We start from the raw sequence: 18,273 nt of genomic DNA, 5'->3' as shown, positions 1-18,273 counted from the left end.
CAACGGGAGTCACAATCCCGTGCTCTACCAACTGAGCTACGCCCACCATATTGCGCTACTTGTGCCAAAGCTGCCTAATGGCGCACCCGGCAGGACTCGAACCTGCGACCATCCGCTTAGAAGGCGGATGCTCTATCCAGCTGAGCTACGGGCGCCTTGTTAATCTGTATTCTTGGACGATTACAAACTAAGTGCTTTCAGTCTCGCCGAATTAAACATCAACTCTGCTCAACCTTCTTAACCAGTGCTAGGCTGTGCCCGACAAGTGCGACGAATGTTATAGGTGAGCCTGAAGGTCGTCAACTCTTTTTTAAAAAAAATTCATTTAATTAAAGGGGTTAGGGGAATTTGCAGACCAAGCGCCTTTGCCCTCACCGCATGACATGCGAGAATGCGTTCTCTTTTTTTCCCCTCTCGATGGTTAATCACGCGCAATGACTGCACAACTAATCGACGGCAAATCGATCGCCGCCAGCCTGCGCCAGCAGATCGCCCAACGTGTCACCGAGCGTCGCCAGCAAGGCCTGCGCACGCCGGGCCTCGCGGTGATCCTGGTCGGCAGCGATCCTGCCTCTCAGGTTTATGTCTCGCACAAGCGTAAAGACTGTGAAGAGGTCGGCTTCCTTTCCCAGGCTTACGACCTGCCTTCCGAAACCACTCAAGAAGCACTGGCCGATCTGATCGATCGCCTGAATGACGATCCCGCCATTGATGGCGTCCTGTTGCAGCTTCCTCTGCCTGAACACCTGGACGCGTCCAAACTGCTGGAGCGCATCCGTCCGGACAAAGACGTCGACGGCTTCCATCCCTACAACGTCGGCCGCCTTGCCCAGCGCATTCCACTGCTGCGCCCGTGCACGCCAAAAGGCATCATGACCCTGCTGGAAAGCACCGGTGCCGATCTGTACGGAATGAATGCCGTGGTCGTCGGTGCATCCAACATTGTTGGCCGCCCGATGGCGATGGAGTTGTTGCTGGCCGGTTGCACCGTGACCGTCACCCACCGATTCACCAAGGATCTGGCTGGCCACGTCGGTCGCGCCGATCTGGTCGTCGTTGCCGCTGGCAAGCCCGGCCTGGTCAAGGGTGAGTGGATCAAGGAAGGCGCGATCGTGATCGACGTCGGCATCAACCGCCAGGAAGACGGCAAGCTGGTTGGCGACGTGATCTACGAAACCGCCCTGCCCCGCGCCGGCTGGATCACTCCGGTACCCGGCGGCGTCGGTCCGATGACCCGCGCCTGCCTGCTGGAAAACACCCTGTACGCAGCCGAAACCCTGCACAGCTGAGCCTCGCTGCATAGATGACCGGCAACACAAGGAACCCCGCCCATGGCGGGGTTCTTTTTTGCCTGCGCAGCAGCTTCGACCATCCGCCGGAAAATAACTTTTTTTTCATGTTTTCCGGGACTTTCACCTGGTACTTGAACAACCATCGACAGTTATTCAGCCATACTCCAGAATGTCGCGCTTTTCGAGAAATAGCCCGTTACAACACGGCATATCAACACTTTATGAGTCTGCCAGCGTGAAAATCCGTCTTTCCATCCTGAGCCTATTTTTTGCAGTTACAGGGACTTTCATCACGCCAATCGCCAGCGCTGGCGAAACCACTGCAGCGCCTCGTTCCACCTCGCAACTCAAACTCGCTTCCGGCAGCTCTTTACTGCTGGATATCCAGACCAACAAAGTCATCTACGCCAGCAACCCCGACGTTGTCGTGCCCATCGCTTCCGTCAGCAAATTGATGACCGGCCTGGTCGTGGTGGAAGCCCGGCAGAACATGGACGAGTACATCAACATCAACATCAGCGACACGCCAGAAATGAAGGGTGTGTATTCCCGGGTAAAACTCAAGAGCGAGTTGCCACGCCGGGAAATGCTGCTGATTGCCCTGATGTCATCGGAAAACCGCGCCGCCGCGAGCCTCGCCCACCATTATCCGGGTGGTTACGCCGCGTTTATTGCGGCGATGAATGCCAAAGCCCGGGCCCTGGGCATGACCAATACCCATTTCGTCGAGCCAACAGGTCTCTCCCCGCGCAACGTTTCGACCGCACGTGATTTGAGCAAACTGCTGATCGCCGCGCACAAGTATCCGCTGCTGACCGAGTTGAGCACGACCAAGGAAAAAACCGTTACGTTCCGCAAACCCGTCTACAGCCTGGGCTTTCGCAATACCGACCATTTGGTCCGCAAGCCGGACTGGGACATCCAGCTGACAAAGACCGGTTTTACCAACGCAGCAGGCCACTGTCTGGTGCTCGTAACGCGGATGAGCAACCGCCCGGTGGCCCTGGTCATACTCGACGCCTATGGCAAATACACCCACTTTGCCGATGCCACGCGCATGCGTAATTGGGTTGAGAGTGGAAAAAGCGCGGACGTGCCTTCGGTTGCCCTGCAATACAAAGCGGATAAAAACCTGAAACAACGTCAAAGCGGTGTCGTCGAAGCTTCGAAGTAAATACTGACAACCGCAAGCAAAAGCCCCGAATATTCGGGGCTTTTTTCTTCAATCGTTGGGCAGCGGCATCTGGTCGTCATCCGGAATGCCGTCGCCTTTGCTTGGGTCTCGCCAGCCCTGGGGATGCTCGGTTGGCGCCACCGTCGGCCGAGCCAGCGGATCGCGCATCGGGCTATCCGGATCCAGTACGGGATCGATGTCCTCTTGCGGTGTAGTGGGAACGGTTTCCGGGCGTTTATCGTTGAAACTCGAATCAGTGGACATACACACCTCCATCAGACCTGAGGTTTCAGGTCACCGAGTGGATCGTAGGGCTTTGCGGGAGCCTTAGGGTCATCGCCCGGCTTCACGTCTTTAGGCGCCTTGGCCGGTCCGATGGGATCGACCTGAGGGTCGGCGAGGTCAGGAGAATCGGGGTCGAAGCCCAGCTCATCGCCGGACGAATGCTCAGACGAATGCGGGCCAGCGGGAGTATTGGAATGTGCCATGAGCGCCTCCTGATCGCGGCCCGAAAAGTACGGGCCTTGATAGTCAGAGGATACCGCTGCGCAGGGGTGCCCGGCAGATGACGAACGGGCTTAAAGGGCGCCCAAGGCTTTTTTGGCTTTCGCCGCCGCCTGCTCCTGACCGGCCTGGGCGAGATCGTTTGCCGCCTTCAGCCAGCGCTGCTGGTCGACGTCGGCGGGAATCTGCGTTGGCGCTTGAATCAACACCGCCCAGCCACCCGCATCCTTGAATGCCGATTCGAACGAACCGAAGCTCATCAGCAGCCGCTGATCCATTCCGGCTCGCAGTAATACAGTCTGCTTCTGCCGGTTGTACCCCGTGAGAATGGCATAACGCGGCTCGGACCAAAGCGCCGAACCTTCGGTAAACCGCACCATGACCGGATACCCGGCCGCCACCTGAGTCAGCAAGGCTGGCAGGTTGCTGTCCAGCGGATAGACCATCATCCCGTACTCGCGGGCGAGGTTTTGCATGTTCTGTTGCAATTGGGCTTCGGCGCCCGGCAGACGCAGCGGTTTATCCAGCAGGCCCGGAGTGATCACGATGCCTTGCTGGGACAACATGCTCGCCAGCACCTGCGGCCCGCTTTGATTGGCCACGCCCTTGTAGAAGCGACCACTGAGCTCCACCCGTTCCGGCAGACGCTTGATTTGTGGTGCCACGCTCCCCGCGCAGCCCGCCAGACCGGCGACACAACCCACGATGACCGCCACTGAAAGCATTCGAGAAATTACCCGCACCATCATCACTCTCTTGTTCAGACGCCAGGCAATCCGCTTCCCGGCTTGGCCGTCGATCATAGGACGCCACGGAGCATCGGTATAGCCTTAACCGGTAGTTGGCTGGTTTGCATAGAGCGAACTGGTTGATGGCTGTCGACCTTCGGTCAATAGCCTGAAACACGACAGCGACTAGACTGTCACTTGCATAGCGTGTCCGCCCGCTGCAGGGCAAAGAGGAGGCATTGATGAGCCTGATTATGACAATCGTGATGTTGATCAGCGGCTGGTTGGCCGTAGCCGCCGCCATGTTATGGGGCGTTCTGCGCGTTACCCGCCGGCACCATCCTTCAGCTCATTCAGCACCCGCGCCGAAAGCCGAAGAACCAGCCGCACACCACGTCACCGCGCACTGACGCCTACCGGATAAAAAAAGGCCGCCTGGACTCTCTTGAGTTCAGGCGGCCGTTCATTTAGCGAAGATTAAGCTTCAGCAGCTACACGCTTCTGTCTCGCCCTGCGAGACATCATGTTCAGCACTTCGATAGCAGCCGAGAATGCCATGGCGGCATAAACGTAACCTTTCGGTACATGGGCGCCGAAACCTTCGGCGATCAGCGTCATGCCGATCATGATCAGGAAGCCCAGGGCCAGCATGACCACGGTCGGGTTGTCGTTGATGAACTTGGCCAGTGGATCAGCCGCCAGCAACATCACCAGTACCGACACCACGACCGCAATGATCATGATCGGCAAATGCTCGGTCATGCCGACGGCGGTAATGATGCTGTCGATAGAGAACACCATGTCCAGCATCAGAATCTGACCAATGGCCGCGGCAAAGCCCAGGGTCACGGTCGAGGTTGCCGACTTCGGATCTTCCGGCGCCGGGTCCATGCTGTGATGGATCTCGGTGGTTGCCTTCCACAGCAGGAACAAACCACCAGCAATCAGGATCATGTCTTTCCAGGAGAACGCATGGCCGAGAATTTCAATGACCGGCGCGGTCAACTGGACAATGAATGCGATGGTGCTGAGCAAGCCCAAGCGCAGGATCAGCGCCATGCCGATACCGATGCGCCGCGCTTTCTGCCGATGCTGCTCGGGCAGTTTGTTGGTCAGGATCGAGATGAAGATCAGGTTATCGATGCCGAGCACGATTTCCATCACCACCAGGGTGGCCAGGGCAACCCAGGCAGTGGGGCTGGCGGCTAGTTGTAAAAGGTATTCCATGGGTCAGTCCTGGCTCGCTGTAAGACGGTTTAGATTTCCTGGGAAGAAGATTCGGTTTTTTCCGATTCTTTTTCTGATTCTTTTTTGCTGATCAGTCCGCCAGTGGCGTCACTGAGCGCCTGTTCGGCGGCTTTGTGGGTATCGTCTATGGCCTGCTTGGCGCTTTCCGCCGCCTTACCCATCAATTGCTGAGCGCTTTTTTCCGCCTGGTCGCAACCGGCCAACACCAGTAAAGATGAGATCAACAACGCCGTAGCTTTGAATTTCATGATGCTTCCCTCGATAGAACGAACGGGACCGAAACGATGGCCCGTTGATAGCGAGGCATTCTAGGGAGATGAATACTTCAGGAAAATTCGTTTTTTTACCGGCTATACTTCGGTTTTTGCGAACTATGAAAACGACATGCTCAACTATCGGCAATTACATTACTTCTGGGTCGTGGCCAAGACCGGCAGCATCGTTCGCGCCTGCGAACAACTGAACCTGACGCCACAGACCATCAGCGGGCAAATTTCCCTGCTCGAACAAACGTACGGAATCGAACTGTTTCGCCGGGTCGGAAGGCAACTAGAACTCACCGAAGCCGGGCGGCAGACCCTGCCCTACGCCGAGCAAATGTTTCAGCTGGGTGGTGAGCTGGAGCTGATGCTGCGTGCGCAGCCCAATGAACAGCAGATTCTGTTCCGGGTCGGCGTCGCCGATGTAGTGCCCAAATCCATCGTCTATCGGCTGATTGCGCCAACCATGGAATTGAGTGAACCGCTACGCATTACCTGTCGCGAGGACAAACTGGAGCGCCTGCTTGCCGACCTCGCGATCCAGCGCCTGGACCTGGTGATATCCGACAGCCCGATGCCGTCGCACCTGGATATCAAGGGCTACAGCCAGAAACTCGGTGAATGCGGGATCAGTTTTTTTGCCACCCCTGAGCTCGCGGCACAATATGGCCAGGATTTCCCCCGCAGCCTGAATGGCGCGCCTTTGCTGATTCCGGGACCGGAAACCGTGGTCCGCAGCCGTTTGCAACGCTGGTTCGCCGAACAGCAAATTCAGCCGCAAATTGTCGGCGAGTTCGACGACAGCGCGTTGATGCAGGCCTTTGGTCAATCCGGCAGCGGGATTTTCATCGGCCCGAGCGTGATCGCCGATGAAGTGAAACGCCAGTGCGGCGTGGAAGTGATTGGCCAGACCGACGCGGTGAGCGAGTCGTTCTACGCCATTTCGGTGGAACGCAAGGTCAAGCACCCCGGCATTGTCGCCATTACCGAAGGTGCCCGACGCGAGTTGTTTACGGCGCTGTGACCACTTCCCGAGGCTTGAAGGTCATCAGGGCGATGGCCAACAGGATCGATGCCAGGATAAAAGCCGCCGCGGCAAAACCAAGGCCTTGCAGGCCTACACTGTCGATCACCCGGCCGCCGATCATGGCGCCCAGGCCAATACCGAGGTTGGCCCCGGCAATGTTCAGCGAAGCAGCGAACGCCGGCGCCTGCGGTGCCGCCTTCATCAAACGCACATGGCTGACCAGGAACATCGCCGCCTGCGTCACGCCCCAGATGCCCATCGCCGCCGCCAGCCCCACGGGCGAATGAATGTTCGGCACCAGCGCCACCAGCCCGGCGATCATGAATGCGCAAAACATCATCGACGCCATCAGCGGATGACGGTCTACCGCGCGACCACCCAGCGAATTGCCGATCAACCCGACCGCGCCGAAACCCATCAGGCACCAGCCAACCACGGTGCCGTTGAAGCCGGCCAGGCGCTCGAGGATGTCCGCCAGATAGGTATAAGCAGTGAACATGCCGCTGAACACAATCACCGACAACAACACGTGACCGATCATCAACGGGCTGCGCAGGATCTTGAACTGCGAAAGGAAACTCACCTGATGTTGATGCAGGCTGGTTTTTGGCAAATAGATAAACAGCAACAACGCCTTGGCAAACGCGATGACAGCCAGGATCGCGAAAGCACTGCGCCAGCCGAAGGCATCGGAAATCAGTGTGCCCACGGGTATGCCGAACACCGTTGCGCAGACAATACCGAAGCCGATCTTGGCAATGGCCCGTCCCGCGTAGTCCGGCCCGACAATATCGACCGCTGTTTCACTGGCCAGGGCCCAGAACACCGGCAACCCCAGCGCCGGGATCAGCCGCGCGAACGCCATGACCCAGATATTCGGCGCCAGTGCCGCCAGTGTGTTGGCCAGACCAAACATGATCAACACCGAAATAAACAGCTTGCGCCGCTCGAAGCGCGCGAAGTACGCCGTCAGAAATGGGCCGAAGGCAGCAACAGTGAAAGCGAACAGCGTCACCAGCAGACCCGCTTGCGGGATGCTGACGCCTAGATCACGGGCGATGGCCGGCAACAGGCCGACGATGACGAACTCCGTGGTCAGCACCGTGAACCCGGCGGCAGACAACAGAAGGATGGGCAACAGCATGCAAAACTCCAGAAAACGAGAACACCAGCGATAGCCCGAAGGCTCACTGGCAATATGAAAATGAGGATGGCGAATATTAACAGAGTGCTTGCGGATGCGGTTGCACGAACCTGCAATTCGCGTTGAATGCCGGGGTGGCAGTTCGTCACAGGTCTGAAGGATCGCACCTACGCTGTGATAAAGTCCGCGCCCTGAAAAATGTACACCCTGTGGTGAATGTCCGGTCGGTTAGTCGAGACACCCATGGCGAGGGAGCTTGCTCCCTCGCCACAGGAATCAACGCTGGCATTTGCCCTGTGTTTCCTTCTCGGTTTCCTGCCTGCGGCCTGCCCTGTTTGTTGCCGCAAACCTGCGAAACCATGCATTAATAAAAATCAGAGATGCTGTTTTATGACTGCTTCATCCCCTTCTCTATTACACCGCATTAAACGCTTGAGCCTGGTCACGCAGATCGTGATCGGCCTGATCGCCGGTATTACCCTGGCGCTGCTTGCCCCCGACGCGGCGAAATCCACGGCGTTCATTGGCAAAGTGTTTGTCTCGGCACTGAAAGCCGTCGCACCGATTCTGGTGTTCATACTGGTGATGGCGTCCATCGCCAACCACAAGCACGGCCAGGAAACCCATATCCGACCGATTCTGTTCCTGTATCTACTGGGGACGTTCGCCGCTGCAGTGGTCGCGGTGATTGCCAGCATGATGTTCCCGTCCAGCCTTGTGCTGTCGACGCAGGACGTAGCAGTGACAGCGCCGGGCGGCATTGGCGAAGTGCTGCAAAGCCTGCTGTTGAGTGTGGTGGATAACCCGATCAGTGCGCTGATGAATGCCAACTTCATCGGCATCCTGGCCTGGGCCATCGGCATGGGTATCGCCATCCGCCATGCGGGCGACACGACGCGTGAAGTGCTGGGCGACCTGTCCAACGGCGTGACGGTTATCGTGCGACTGGTCATCAGCTTCGCGCCGCTGGGGATTTTCGGCCTGGTGGCTTCGACCCTGGCGACGTCGGGTTTTGGTGCCTTGATCGGCTATGCGCAACTGCTGGCCGTGCTGCTGGGTTGCATGTTGTTCGTGGCGCTGGTGATGAACCCGCTCATCGTGTTCTGGAAACTGCGCCGCAACCCGTATCCGCTGGTACTGACCTGCTTGCGCGAGAGCGGCATCACCGCATTCTTCACCCGCAGTTCGGCAGCGAACATTCCGGTCAACCTGGAGTTGAGCAAGCGTCTGGGCCTGCACGAAGACACCTACTCGGTGTCGATCCCTTTGGGTGCGACCATCAACATGGCCGGTGCTGCGATCACTATCACCGTGCTGACGTTGGCGGCCGTGCACACACTGGGGATCGCCGTGGATATCCCGACTGCGATCCTGCTCAGCGTCGTCGCGGCAATCTGCGCCTGCGGCGCTTCGGGTGTGGCCGGTGGTTCGCTGTTGCTGATTCCACTGGCGTGCAGCCTGTTCGGCATTCCAAGCGAAATCGCCATGCAGGTGGTAGCCGTTGGTTTCATTATTGGTGTGTTGCAGGATTCGGCGGAAACCGCTCTGAATTCTTCCACTGATGTGCTGTTCACGGCGGCGGCTTGCCTGGGTGAAGAGCAGAAAGCCGAACGGCTGGCGTAGTACATCGCCACTCCCACGGCAGATCGCTTGCCCATGAAAAAGCCCCCGCAGCCAAAGGCTCCGGGGGCTTTTTTACATCTGGACGGTTTAGAACGCGCCCATGTAATCGCGCTTGCCCACTTCCACACCGTTGTGGCGCAACAGTGCATAAGTGGTGGTGACGTGGAAGAAGAACTGCGGCAGGCCGTAGGTCAGCAGGTAAGCCTGGCCAGAAAAACGCTTTTCTTTCGGCGTGCCAGGACGGGTGACGATCTCGATGCCTTCCTTGCCATTGATCTGCTCAGGCGTGAACTCGCCGATGTAGGCCAGAACCTTGGCGATCAGCGCTTGCAGCTCGGCGAAAGTGGTTTCGGTGTCGTCGTACTTCGGCACTTCAACCTCGGCCAGACGCGAAGAAACGCCCTTGGCGAAATCGACGGCGATTTGCACCTGGCGCACCAGCGGGAACATGTCCGGGTACAGGCGGGCTTGCAGGAAGGCGTTCGGGTCGATGTTCTTGGCGGTGGCGTGGGCCTCGGCTTTTTTCAGTACATCGCTCAGGGCGTTGAGCATTTGCTGGAAAACAGGAACGGAGGCGTCGTACAGGGAAATGGTCATGGCGGTCTCGCGTGATGACAGGAGGAAACGTGGGGCCGATTATAGCCATGCGCGACCGTCCTGCGGCTTGTCTTTTATCCTGCAAGGATTAGGCTAGGCTGCTTCGATGGCACAGGGAAAAGCGCGATGAGCACTGAACAAGAACAGACCTTTGACGAACCACGCCTGAACGGCACGGAAATCCGCATTCTGGGTTCGTTGATCGAGAAACAGGCCACCAGCCCGGAAACCTATCCGCTTACCCTCAATGCCCTGGTGATTGCCTGCAACCAGAAAACCAGCCGCGAACCGGTGATGAACCTCACTCCCGGCCAGGTTGGGCAGAGCCTGCGTGCACTTGAAGGACGCGGTTTCACCAAACTGGTGATGGGCAGCCGCGCAGATCGCTGGGAACACAAAGTCGACAAGGCGTTGGAGTTGGTGCCGGCTCAGGTGATTCTGACCGGGCTGATGTTTTTGCGCGGACCGCAGACAGTCAACGAACTGCTGACCCGCAGTGGTCGCATGCATGAGTTTGAAGATGCCGAACAGGTGGTGCATCAGCTCGAGCGCTTGATTGCGCGAGGGATGGCGGTGCTGATTCCGCGACAGGCGGGGCAGCGCGAAGACCGTTATACCCATGCGCTGGGCGATCCGGCTGATATCGAGGCGATTCTCGCGGCGCGGCAGAACCCGTCGGAACGCGGCGCCGGCAGCGGTGTTTCGGTTGAGCGGATAGAGGAGCTGGAGGCGCGGATTGCGGCGCTGGAAGAGCGGCTGGCGCGGCTGGAATAACCGATCGGCTGGTCACCTTGGTGTTGGATTTAGCGCCGTCATCGCCAGCAGGCTGGCTCCCACATTGAAATGCATTCCATTGTGGGATCACAGCTAGCCTGCTGACGATGTGGCCGGTTCAAACATCAAGAGAACAGGGTTTATCAACCCCGCGCAAACGCCACCGCTTTCTGAAACTGTTCCTCTGTCGGGCGAACGCCGGTGTACAGCACAAACTGCTCCAAGGCCTGGATTGCAATCACTTCCAGCCCGGTAATGACCTTCTTGCCCTCGGCACGCGCCCGCACGATCAGCGGGGTTTCCGACGGTATCGCCACCACATCGAAGACGATATCCGCAGCCTTGATGACTTCGACGTCGAAGGCCAATTTACCGGCTTCTGCCCCGCCATCCATGCCCACCGGGGTTACGTTGACCAGCATCTGCGGACGACGGGTACCCAGGTCCGCTTGCCATTCATAACCCAGGGATTGGGCCAAAGCGCGGCCGGCGCGTTCGTTACGGGCCACGATCAAGCCGTTTTTGTAACCACCGTCACGCAGGGCACTGGCAACAGCCTTGGCCATGCCACCGCTGCCGCGCAGCGCAAACGTAGTGTCCTTGGGCACTTCGTGGGTTTGCAGCAGTTGGGCCACGGCGATGTAATCAGTGTTGTAGGCCTTGAGATGGCCGTCGGTGTTAACGATGGTGTTGATCGATTGAATGGCGGCGGCGGAAGCGTCCATTTCATCGACCAAGGCAATACAGGCTTCCTTGAACGGCATGGACACGCCACACCCGCGAATGCCCAGCGCACGAATACCGCCCACGGCACCCGGCAGATCCTGACTGCTGAACGCCTTGTAATAGAAATTCAACCCCAACTGTTCATACAGATGATTGTGAAATCGCAGGCCAAAGTTGCCGGGGCGCCCGGAAAGTGACATGCACAACTGAGTGTCTCGATTGGGGTTCATCTGCATGAAGATCTCCTTCTAACGCACTTTCAGATGGACGGGATTAGCCAGCCCAAGTGTTCTGATCAATGATAATCGCGTACCTGTCGGCGGCACCTGCAACCGTCAGAAAACCGGTACAGACCTTACACAAAATTTACCCTGCGGCTGTGCTGATTTTCAAAAAAACGCTGTCTTAGAAGTATCCCCGCGACAAACCTTGAGTCTATTGCAGACACAAGCGCTGGGGCGAAGAAGCGAGGAACTATCATGATCCGTACAATCCCCACAGTGGCCTTGCTGATCGGCGCTCTGACTATCGCCGGGCAGGCAGAGGCGCATGGCGGTGGCGGCGGCGGTTGGGAAGGCCCGGCGGTATTTGGCGCGATCGTGGGCACGGCCATCGTTGGCTCGGCCATCATCAACAGCAACCGACCGGTGTACGTCGCGCCGCAACCGGTCTATGCCCAGCCGGCCCCGGTCTATTACGCACCGCCACCGCCTCCGGTCTACTACCAACCGGCTCCAGTGTACGTGCAACAGCCGATCTACTACCGTCCGGCGCCGGTCTATTACGGACCACCCCGTGGCTATTACGGCCCGCCCCGCGGTTACTATCGCCCCCGTTACGGTCACTACTGACTGGTTCATCAAGCCCCGCAGTGACGGCTAGATGCTGCTCACTTAAAGCATCCTGTGGCGAGGGAGCTCGTCTTTGAGTGAGCAATATTGCGCTGTGATAGCGGGGCTTTTTTGGCCCGTTGTTTCGTCCTGAACAACGCTTTCACCTTCTGACTTATCATCAGGCTGGTCTGAATAAATCTCGCCGAGGTCGCTCTCGGGACAGCGAGTTGGGCATAAATGGGCAACAGTGTCGCGACACTGTTTCTGCCGCGCGGCAGCCAACGGTCATATTTATGTCATGTCAGGTCTGCAAGCTCGGACCTGTCCGTCAAGAACAGGTTGATAACAACAAGGACGACCTCATGCCAACGCAAAATCCGCACCGCATTGTCGGCCTGTGCACTTCAAGCAAGGTGTACAACGCGCTGACCGAACTCAAGCACCTGGAAGGTCATCGCAGCGCCAAGTTCCTTTCGCTGCTGACGCAAAACCTGGTGCGCAAAGGCCTGCTCAATGAGCAGGAAGTGGTGCACATGCTCGACCAGGTCGTCGATTGAGCGACAGCGGGTCAATTGCCCTCACTCGCATCAATGACCACTATCGAAAACGGTGATTGTTCGTAAAAACCTGCGCCACGTAAGGTAGCCCCATAGATTGATGGAGGTTACTTATGATGTCTCAAGTTCAGATCATGTCCGTTATCGGCAGCGCCGTCCCTGCACCGCTCAGAGCGCTGGGCATGCTTGCCTGCTGGTATCTCGTCCAGGATGGCGAACAAATCAGCGGCCCGCTCACCTCACTGCCCGATGCCCAGGCGCTGTCGCAGCAAATCAGTGCTGGCCAGCAAGGCAAGCTCAACGCCTAAGGCAACTGAACCCGCGGCTTGGTCTCGATGAAAATCGCCCAGCTCGACATGAACAGTGCGGCAATCAACGGCCCGATGACAAAGCCGTTGAGACCGAAGATCGCCAGGCCACCCAAGGTGGAAATCAGGATCATGTAATCGGGCATCTTCGTGTCCTTGCCCACCAGGATCGGTCGCAGCACGTTATCGACCAGGCCGATCACGAACACACCGAACAAGGCCAATGTCACGCCTTGCCAGATCGCCCCGGTAAACAGGAAAAACGCTGCCACCGGCGCCCAGACAATCCCGGCCCCCACAGCCGGCAACAGCGACAGAAACGCCATCAGCACTGCCCAGATCAAGACACTGGGAATATCCAGAAACCAGAAGATCAAACCGCCCAACGCGCCCTGCGTGATCGCCACCACCAGATTGCCCTTCACGGTCGCCCGCACCACGCGGTTGAACTTGAGTTGCAAACGGCGCTTCTGGGTTTCCTCCAGCGGTACGGCCATGCGCACCTTGCGCGCAAGTTCGGCACCGTCACGCAAGAAGAAAAACAGCAGGTACAGCATGATGAAAAAGCTGACGATGAACTCGAACGTGCCCTGACCAAAACTGAACACCTGGGTAGCAACGAATTCATTGCCGGACATGGCGCTCTTGATGATTTTCTCCCGCAGCCCATTCAGTTCGCCCATTCCGAAACGGTCGAGCAAATGCTGGAAGTAGGCCGGCAGGCTGTGCTTGAACTGCGTCACGTAGCCGGCTATGTCCAGTTCACCACTCTCGATCTTCTGGTAGACCGCTGTTCCTTCCTGCACCAGAAAGATGCTCAGGACAATCACCGGCAGGATCGCGATCAACAAACAGATGCTCAAGGTGAGCATGGAGGTGAGGTTGCGCTGCCAGCCGAATTTCAATTGCAGCCTTCGCTGTAGAGGGGCGAACAGAATCCCGAGGATCACCGCCCAGAATACGGCACCGTAAAACGGCAACAATATCCAGATGAAAGCAACGCTTACCAGTGCCAGCAGGATCGTCAACGACCTGTCTTTAAGTGTTTCTTCGTTCATGTCCGATCCATGCCAGTCTGCCTGAACGCGAAAGTACGTCCTGTTCCTTAGGCCGCCACGGCTCGCACGAGTGCCATCCGTTTGTGAATAAAGCATAGATCCAGATCAATAAACCCTCGGAGCAAAGCGTTTACCCTGCTCGGCTTTTGCGATCGACTCACCATGAACCTCATTGCTCCGGAACTGCTCGCCCCCGCCGGCACCCTGAAAAACATGCGTTATGCGTTCGCCTACGGCGCCGATGCAGTGTATGCCGGTCAGCCGCGCTACAGTCTGCGGGTGCGCAACAACGAATTCGATCATGCCCATCTGGCCCTCGGCATTCGCGAGGCGCAGGCGCTGGGCAAACGTTTCTATGTAGTGGTCAACATCGCGCCGCACAACGCCAAGCTAAAGACCTTCCTCAAGGACCTGGCGCCCATCATCGCCATGGCGCCCGACGCGCTGATCATGTCCGATCCCGGCCTGATCATGCTGGTGCGCCGACACTATCCGCAGATGCCGATTCACCTTTCAGTGCAGGCCAACACCGTGAATTGGGCCAGTGTCGAGTTCTGGCAGCAACAGGGCTTGAGCCGGATCATCCTGTCGCGGGAGTTGTCGCTGGAAGAAATCGAGGAAATTCGCCAACAGGTTCCGGCCATGCAGCTGGAGGTATTTGTGCATGGTGCGTTGTGTATGGCCTATTCCGGGCGCTGCCTGCTGTCGGGCTACATGAACAAACGCGACGCCAACCAAGGCAGCTGCACCAACGCTTGCCGCTGGAAATACGCTGCGCAACCGGCCACCGAGAACCTGCTGGGAGAGATCGTCCAGACGTTCGAGCCGGAACCGACCCTGGGCATCGGCGCGCCCACCGACCAGGTGTTCCTGTTACAGGAAGCCAACCGTCCGGCCGAACAGATGCCGGCCTTCGAGGATGAACACGGCACCTACATCATGAACGCCAAGGATCTGCGCGCGGTGCAGCATGTCGAGCGCCTGACGCGGATGGGGGTGCACTCACTAAAAATCGAAGGCCGGACCAAATCGCATTTCTATTGCGCACGCACCACTCAGGTTTACCGCCGGGCAATCGACGATGCGGTGGCTGGCCGGACGTTCGACCGCAGCCTGATGGCAGATCTGGAATCCCTCGCCCAGCGCGGTTACACCGAGGGCTTCCTGCGGCGCCATGTGCACGACGAATACCAGAACTACCAGAACGGCAGTTCGGTATCAGAGCGACAACAGTTCGTCGGCGAACTGACAGGCGAACGTCAGGGGCGTTTGGCGCAAGTAAAGGTGAAAAACCGTTTTGCCTTGGGCGACCACATGGAACTGATGACGCCCAAGGGCAACTTCCACTTCGATCTGCACCAGCTGCAGAACATGCAAGGCGAGCCCATCAAAGTGGCACCGGGCGACGGACACACGGTGTATTTGCCGATTCCGGATGCGGTGGATCTGAATTTCGGGCTGCTGATGCGGGATTTGTCGTAACCCTCCTATAGAGCGTCAGGCGAACTCTTCGCGCAACATCGCCACAAACGCCTCACGCGCCGGGTGCACCCCGGCGTTTTCATGCCAATAAAACAGGTTTTCAATGGCCGTCAGTTCAGCAAACTCATAGCCCACGCAACCCGCGCCCTTGGCGTATTGATCGAACACGCCCTTGGGCACCAATGCCACGCCTGCCCCGGCACTCACACAGCCGACGATTGCGCCGTAACTGGCCAGACTGACAATCGGCAACGCCATGCCCTGGCGCAACAACCAATGCTCCAGCGCCGCTCGGTACGGACAACCTTGAGGCCACATGAACACGGTCTTGTCCTGCAGATCCGCCATGTCGTGCACCGGCCCAAGCGACGTCGAGGCGATCAGCAACAGGTCTTCGCGGTACATTGGCGTACGCTTGAGATGCGAGCGCTCGACATCCACCGCGACGATTGCGCCGTCAAGTCGATGGCTCAACGTGTCATCGAGCAACTGCCCCCAACTGCCCGTGGTCAATTCCAATGCTACCGCTGGATAGCGCTTGTGAAACTTGGCCAGCAAGCGCGGCAAGCGTCCCGTAGCGGAAGACTCGATGGCGCCAATGCGCAATGGCCCGGACGGCTCAGCCATCGGGTCCACCGCACGCTTGGCTTCAGCGGTCAGGGCCAGAATCCTCGAGGCGTAGGCCAGAAAGGTCTGGCCAGACGGGCTGATACGCAAACCACGCCCTTCACGCAGAAACAGCGCCACACCCAACTCCGCTTCCAGCGACTTGATGCGCGCCGTGATATTCGACGGCACGCAATGCAACAGCTCGGCGGCACGGGCAATACTGCCAACCTCGGCCACGGTCTTGAACATGCGAATCTGCGCCAGCTCCATACATCACCCAAAGTGAATAGATAGCGCAGTATAAGTCAGTTGTGATGAACGATAAGGATTCCGATACTCGGCGCATATTCCACCGGTGCCCGACCATGAATCCTCTGACCCCCTCCCCCCTGAAAATCATCCTGACCATGCTGTTCGTTGTCGCCTGCTGGGGATACTCCCCGAGCGGCATCCACATCGGATTGCTGGCCTACGACCCTGTGCATCTGGCGTTGCTGCGCTTTCTGATCGCTTCAGTGTTCATGGCCGCGGTCGCGCTGTTGCGCGGCATTCATCTGCCGAGACTCCGAGATCTGCCACTGCTGTTCGGGCTGGGTTTGTTTGCGGTGAGCCTGCATCACGTGGCGATCAATTTCGGCCAACAGGGCGTCAGCGCCGGCGCATCGAGTGTGCTGGCACAGACGACGCCGCTGTTCAGCACCTTGCTGGCGCGCTTCGTATTCAAGGATCGGGTTAGCGTCTGGCGCTGGGGGTGCGTCGTCCTCGGATTGGTCGGTGTGATGATTGTCGTGGCAGGTGATCACGGCTTCGGCAGCATCGACGCCCATGGCTTGTTGATTCTGCTCTCGGCATTGTCGTGGAGTGTCTACTTCGCGATGCAAAAGCATCACACCGGGCGTTACGACGGCCTGACGCTGGTTTGCTACACGGTCTGGTCCGGTACTGCGCTGCTGTTGGTGTTCCTGCCGGGGCTGGCGGATCAGGTGATGAATGCGCCGCTGCGGGTACAGTTCGCGGTGTTTGCCCTGGGGATTTTTCCGAGTGCGCTGGCGTATCTGGCATGGGCCTACGTGCTGGCGCACGTGGATCTGAGCCGGGCAACGATGACCCTGTATCTGGTGCCGCCGATGGCGATGTTGATCGCTTCTTTTGCCCTCGGTGAAAGGCCGACGCTGATGGTTGGAGTGGGTGCGGTGGTGGTGTTGATCAGTGTGTTGGCGTTGAACCTGGAGCGGCGCCCAATGCCTCGGGCGGCGAGCGCCTGATCATGAAGACAGGTTGAAAAATTGGGCCTCTTCGCGGGCAAGCCTCGCTCCTACGGATCAATTCGATACCGTAGGAGCGAGGCGTGCCCGCGAACGGCGATAACGCAATATCAGCAACCATCAACTGGGTGAAAACCGGTCCCGGCTGTTGGTCAAATGCAACCACATTGCCGCCCGTGCCGCATCCGGGTCCTGGCGCTTGATGGCGTTGAGAATCGCCTCGTGCTCAAGATTGGCCAACTGTCCAAGTTTGCTCAAGTCCACGGCGCCACGCTCGGCTGCGTTGACCCGGGTTCGCGGGATCATCGCGCTCCCCAGGTGTTGCATGATTTCACTGAAACACACGTTGCCGGTGGCTTCGGCAATCAGTAGATGAAAGCGCCGGTCGGCCTCGACGCAACTGTCATTGTTGGCCAGCAGGTTCTGGTAATCGTCGAGCGCTTCGCGCATCTGCGTCAGTTGCTGATCGGTTCGACGCGTCGCCGCCAGCGCTGCTGCCTGGGTTTCCAGGCCCATGCGCAACTCGAGGATGCTGCGCACTCCCAGCGCGGTATCCACGTTCAGCCGCAACCCCTGCTCCGGCGCCCGCTCCAGTACAAACGTGCCGATGCCGTGACGGGTTTCCACCAACCCTGAAGCCTGCAACTTCGAGATCGCCTCGCGCACCACCGTACGACTGACACCATGCTCCTGAACGATCGAGTTCTCCGACGGCAGCTTGTCACCGGGCAGCATTTGCCCGAGCAGGATGCTCTGGGTCAGCTTGGCCACCAGGTCGTGGGCCAGGTTGTGGCTGCGCTTGCGGGCAGGTGCATCGAGATCTTCTTGCATGGGCGCGTCCGAATGACATGGCTATCGAATCGTAGCACCGAGCGTTGCGGGAATCGTCAGAAAAATCGCACCAACTTGTATGACAACACTCAACAAATCCTGAATCCACCAACAAAATTACGCCTAATCTGACATCGAATCCTTCATCAAATATCCAACTGGCAGCCATTTTATTAGGCGGAACGGGTTGCAAGGCAAAAAAATGTAGTTGTATGATGTCTATCAACAACGCA

Annotated in this window: 22 protein-coding genes and 1 tRNA gene; 11 read left to right on the top strand and 12 right to left on the bottom strand. The window is 58.2% G+C overall.

Features of this window, described 5'->3' with window-relative positions; all coding sequences use genetic code 11:
• Positions 1 to 78 precede the first annotated feature (78 nt).
• A tRNA-Arg gene (locus D8U18_RS01015) sits at positions 79 to 155 on the bottom strand.
• 279 nt (positions 156 to 434) lie between these two features.
• Here D8U18_RS01015 and folD point away from each other — a divergent pair.
• Positions 435 to 1,289 carry a bifunctional methylenetetrahydrofolate dehydrogenase/methenyltetrahydrofolate cyclohydrolase FolD gene (gene folD, locus D8U18_RS01010; RefSeq protein ID WP_056854741.1) on the top strand — a complete coding sequence of 285 codons (855 nt, stop codon included), beginning with the start codon at positions 435 to 437 and terminating at the stop codon, positions 1,287 to 1,289.
• Between the two features lie 238 nt (positions 1,290 to 1,527).
• Positions 1,528 to 2,466: a D-alanyl-D-alanine endopeptidase gene (gene pbpG, locus D8U18_RS01005; RefSeq protein ID WP_056854742.1), complete on the top strand. Its 939-nt coding sequence runs from the start codon at positions 1,528 to 1,530 to the stop codon at positions 2,464 to 2,466.
• A 48-nt stretch (positions 2,467 to 2,514) separates the two neighbouring features.
• Here the strand turns inward: pbpG and D8U18_RS01000 are convergent, their stop codons facing one another.
• The 3 genes from D8U18_RS01000 to D8U18_RS00990 all read right to left on the bottom strand — a co-directional run bounded on the left by D8U18_RS01000 (position 2,515) and on the right by D8U18_RS00990 (position 3,773).
• A complete protein-coding gene (locus tag D8U18_RS01000) occupies positions 2,515 to 2,730 on the bottom strand; it encodes a hypothetical protein (protein ID WP_131106828.1) in 216 nt (71 codons plus the stop codon).
• An 11-nt stretch (positions 2,731 to 2,741) separates the two neighbouring features.
• Positions 2,742 to 2,954, bottom strand: a complete 213-nt coding sequence (locus tag D8U18_RS00995) for a DUF6021 family protein (RefSeq protein WP_056854744.1) — start codon at positions 2,952 to 2,954, stop codon at positions 2,742 to 2,744.
• 90 nt (positions 2,955 to 3,044) lie between these two features.
• Positions 3,045 to 3,773 (bottom strand): peptidase C39 family protein, encoded by a 729-nt coding sequence (locus tag D8U18_RS00990; RefSeq protein WP_131106827.1) that lies wholly within the window; start codon positions 3,771 to 3,773, stop codon positions 3,045 to 3,047.
• Positions 3,774 to 3,940: 167 nt separating this feature from the next.
• Here D8U18_RS00990 and D8U18_RS00985 point away from each other — a divergent pair, with 167 nt between their 5' ends.
• Positions 3,941 to 4,108, top strand: coding sequence for a hypothetical protein (locus D8U18_RS00985; RefSeq protein ID WP_177336586.1), 168 nt, complete (start codon positions 3,941 to 3,943; stop codon positions 4,106 to 4,108).
• 67 nt (positions 4,109 to 4,175) lie between these two features.
• Here D8U18_RS00985 and D8U18_RS00980 read toward each other — a convergent pair whose 3' ends face one another.
• On the bottom strand, positions 4,176 to 4,925 hold the full coding sequence (locus D8U18_RS00980; protein WP_056854746.1) for a TerC family protein: 750 nt from the start codon (positions 4,923 to 4,925) through the stop codon (positions 4,176 to 4,178).
• Between the two features lie 29 nt (positions 4,926 to 4,954).
• A complete protein-coding gene (locus tag D8U18_RS00975) occupies positions 4,955 to 5,194 on the bottom strand; it encodes a hypothetical protein (protein ID WP_056854747.1) in 240 nt (79 codons plus the stop codon).
• A 136-nt stretch (positions 5,195 to 5,330) separates the two neighbouring features.
• Between D8U18_RS00975 and nhaR the strand changes: the two genes are divergently transcribed.
• The gene (gene nhaR / locus D8U18_RS00970; RefSeq protein WP_131106825.1) at positions 5,331 to 6,230 is read left to right on the top strand and encodes a transcriptional activator NhaR; all 900 of its coding nucleotides are present in this window, start codon (positions 5,331 to 5,333) and stop codon (positions 6,228 to 6,230) included.
• Here the strand turns inward: nhaR and D8U18_RS00965 are convergent.
• Complete coding sequence (locus tag D8U18_RS00965) at positions 6,217 to 7,377, bottom strand: MFS transporter (RefSeq protein WP_056854749.1); 1,161 nt, start codon at positions 7,375 to 7,377, stop codon at positions 6,217 to 6,219. The genes nhaR and D8U18_RS00965 overlap by 14 nt on opposite strands.
• A gap of 390 nt (positions 7,378 to 7,767) precedes the next feature.
• Between D8U18_RS00965 and sstT the strand changes: the two genes are divergently transcribed.
• Entirely contained in the window at positions 7,768 to 9,000 is a 1,233-nt protein-coding gene (gene sstT, locus D8U18_RS00960; RefSeq protein ID WP_131106824.1) for a serine/threonine transporter SstT, read from the top strand.
• Positions 9,001 to 9,087: 87 nt separating this feature from the next.
• On the opposite strand, the gene D8U18_RS00955 is transcribed toward sstT, so the two are convergent.
• Positions 9,088 to 9,597, bottom strand: coding sequence for a DUF1993 domain-containing protein (locus D8U18_RS00955; RefSeq protein WP_056854751.1), 510 nt, complete (start codon positions 9,595 to 9,597; stop codon positions 9,088 to 9,090).
• Between the two features lie 126 nt (positions 9,598 to 9,723).
• Between D8U18_RS00955 and D8U18_RS00950 the strand changes: the two genes are divergently transcribed.
• A complete protein-coding gene (locus D8U18_RS00950; RefSeq protein WP_131106823.1) occupies positions 9,724 to 10,371 on the top strand; it encodes a DUF480 domain-containing protein in 648 nt (215 codons plus the stop codon).
• Positions 10,372 to 10,514: 143 nt separating this feature from the next.
• Here the strand turns inward: D8U18_RS00950 and D8U18_RS00945 are convergent, their stop codons facing one another.
• Complete coding sequence (locus D8U18_RS00945) at positions 10,515 to 11,333, bottom strand: shikimate 5-dehydrogenase (RefSeq protein ID WP_131106822.1); 819 nt, start codon at positions 11,331 to 11,333, stop codon at positions 10,515 to 10,517.
• Positions 11,334 to 11,576: 243 nt separating this feature from the next.
• Between D8U18_RS00945 and D8U18_RS00940 the strand changes: the two genes are divergently transcribed.
• From D8U18_RS00940 to D8U18_RS00930, 3 genes are all read left to right on the top strand, one after another.
• Positions 11,577 to 11,948 (top strand): hypothetical protein, encoded by a 372-nt coding sequence (locus D8U18_RS00940; protein WP_056854754.1) that lies wholly within the window; start codon positions 11,577 to 11,579, stop codon positions 11,946 to 11,948.
• Between the two features lie 344 nt (positions 11,949 to 12,292).
• The gene (locus tag D8U18_RS00935; RefSeq protein ID WP_034149937.1) at positions 12,293 to 12,487 is read left to right on the top strand and encodes a hypothetical protein; all 195 of its coding nucleotides are present in this window, start codon (positions 12,293 to 12,295) and stop codon (positions 12,485 to 12,487) included.
• Positions 12,488 to 12,603: 116 nt separating this feature from the next.
• On the top strand, positions 12,604 to 12,795 hold the full coding sequence (locus tag D8U18_RS00930; protein ID WP_056854899.1) for a hypothetical protein: 192 nt from the start codon (positions 12,604 to 12,606) through the stop codon (positions 12,793 to 12,795).
• On the opposite strand, the gene D8U18_RS00925 is transcribed toward D8U18_RS00930, so the two are convergent.
• Complete coding sequence (locus D8U18_RS00925) at positions 12,792 to 13,853, bottom strand: AI-2E family transporter (protein WP_056854755.1); 1,062 nt, start codon at positions 13,851 to 13,853, stop codon at positions 12,792 to 12,794. The two genes, D8U18_RS00930 and D8U18_RS00925, sit on opposite strands and share 4 nt — an antisense overlap.
• Positions 13,854 to 14,015: 162 nt before the next feature.
• Between D8U18_RS00925 and yegQ the strand changes: the two genes are divergently transcribed.
• Positions 14,016 to 15,335: a tRNA 5-hydroxyuridine modification protein YegQ gene (yegQ, locus tag D8U18_RS00920; protein ID WP_131106821.1), complete on the top strand. Its 1,320-nt coding sequence runs from the start codon at positions 14,016 to 14,018 to the stop codon at positions 15,333 to 15,335.
• Between the two features lie 15 nt (positions 15,336 to 15,350).
• Here yegQ and D8U18_RS00915 read toward each other — a convergent pair whose 3' ends face one another.
• Positions 15,351 to 16,214, bottom strand: coding sequence for a LysR substrate-binding domain-containing protein (locus D8U18_RS00915; RefSeq protein WP_056854757.1), 864 nt, complete (start codon positions 16,212 to 16,214; stop codon positions 15,351 to 15,353).
• Positions 16,215 to 16,309: 95 nt separating this feature from the next.
• On the opposite strand from D8U18_RS00915, the gene D8U18_RS00910 reads away from it, so the two are divergent.
• Positions 16,310 to 17,209: a DMT family transporter gene (locus D8U18_RS00910; protein WP_131106820.1), complete on the top strand. Its 900-nt coding sequence runs from the start codon at positions 16,310 to 16,312 to the stop codon at positions 17,207 to 17,209.
• A 120-nt stretch (positions 17,210 to 17,329) separates the two neighbouring features.
• Here D8U18_RS00910 and D8U18_RS00905 read toward each other — a convergent pair whose 3' ends face one another.
• Positions 17,330 to 18,040 (bottom strand): FadR/GntR family transcriptional regulator, encoded by a 711-nt coding sequence (locus tag D8U18_RS00905; protein WP_056854759.1) that lies wholly within the window; start codon positions 18,038 to 18,040, stop codon positions 17,330 to 17,332.
• Positions 18,041 to 18,273: the final 233 nt, after the last annotated feature.

It is taken from the genome of Pseudomonas sp. Sample_10 (genome assembly GCF_004321495.1).
Taxonomy (GTDB): domain Bacteria; phylum Pseudomonadota; class Gammaproteobacteria; order Pseudomonadales; family Pseudomonadaceae; genus Aquipseudomonas.
The sequence above is the reverse complement of the archived record's forward strand: the minus strand, read 5'-3'. Positions and strand labels throughout refer to the sequence as shown.

Bases quoted from the DNA above. Each gene is read 5' to 3' on its own strand.
- D8U18_RS00910 (WP_131106820.1), top strand. From the start codon at position 16,310: ATGAATCCTCTGACCCCCTCCCCCCTGAAAATCATCCTGACCATGCTG.
- D8U18_RS00980 (WP_056854746.1), bottom strand. From the start codon at position 4,925: ATGGAATACCTTTTACAACTAGCCGCCAGCCCCACTGCCTGGGTTGCC.
- D8U18_RS00925 (WP_056854755.1), bottom strand. From the start codon at position 13,853: ATGAACGAAGAAACACTTAAAGACAGGTCGTTGACGATCCTGCTGGCA.
- D8U18_RS00965 (WP_056854749.1), bottom strand. From the start codon at position 7,377: ATGCTGTTGCCCATCCTTCTGTTGTCTGCCGCCGGGTTCACGGTGCTG.
- D8U18_RS00950 (WP_131106823.1), top strand. From the start codon at position 9,724: ATGAGCACTGAACAAGAACAGACCTTTGACGAACCACGCCTGAACGGC.
- D8U18_RS00985 (WP_177336586.1), top strand. From the start codon at position 3,941: ATGAGCCTGATTATGACAATCGTGATGTTGATCAGCGGCTGGTTGGCC.
- D8U18_RS00915 (WP_056854757.1), bottom strand. From the start codon at position 16,214: ATGGAGCTGGCGCAGATTCGCATGTTCAAGACCGTGGCCGAGGTTGGC.
- D8U18_RS01000 (WP_131106828.1), bottom strand. From the start codon at position 2,730: ATGTCCACTGATTCGAGTTTCAACGATAAACGCCCGGAAACCGTTCCC.
- D8U18_RS00975 (WP_056854747.1), bottom strand. From the start codon at position 5,194: ATGAAATTCAAAGCTACGGCGTTGTTGATCTCATCTTTACTGGTGTTG.
- D8U18_RS00935 (WP_034149937.1), top strand. From the start codon at position 12,293: ATGCCAACGCAAAATCCGCACCGCATTGTCGGCCTGTGCACTTCAAGC.
- folD (WP_056854741.1), top strand. From the start codon at position 435: ATGACTGCACAACTAATCGACGGCAAATCGATCGCCGCCAGCCTGCGC.
- D8U18_RS00995 (WP_056854744.1), bottom strand. From the start codon at position 2,954: ATGGCACATTCCAATACTCCCGCTGGCCCGCATTCGTCTGAGCATTCG.
- sstT (WP_131106824.1), top strand. From the start codon at position 7,768: ATGACTGCTTCATCCCCTTCTCTATTACACCGCATTAAACGCTTGAGC.
- D8U18_RS00905 (WP_056854759.1), bottom strand. From the start codon at position 18,040: ATGCAAGAAGATCTCGATGCACCTGCCCGCAAGCGCAGCCACAACCTG.
- yegQ (WP_131106821.1), top strand. From the start codon at position 14,016: ATGAACCTCATTGCTCCGGAACTGCTCGCCCCCGCCGGCACCCTGAAA.
- nhaR (WP_131106825.1), top strand. From the start codon at position 5,331: ATGCTCAACTATCGGCAATTACATTACTTCTGGGTCGTGGCCAAGACC.
- D8U18_RS00955 (WP_056854751.1), bottom strand. From the start codon at position 9,597: ATGACCATTTCCCTGTACGACGCCTCCGTTCCTGTTTTCCAGCAAATG.
- D8U18_RS00940 (WP_056854754.1), top strand. From the start codon at position 11,577: ATGATCCGTACAATCCCCACAGTGGCCTTGCTGATCGGCGCTCTGACT.
- D8U18_RS00990 (WP_131106827.1), bottom strand. From the start codon at position 3,773: ATGATCGACGGCCAAGCCGGGAAGCGGATTGCCTGGCGTCTGAACAAG.
- D8U18_RS00930 (WP_056854899.1), top strand. From the start codon at position 12,604: ATGTCTCAAGTTCAGATCATGTCCGTTATCGGCAGCGCCGTCCCTGCA.
- D8U18_RS00945 (WP_131106822.1), bottom strand. From the start codon at position 11,333: ATGCAGATGAACCCCAATCGAGACACTCAGTTGTGCATGTCACTTTCC.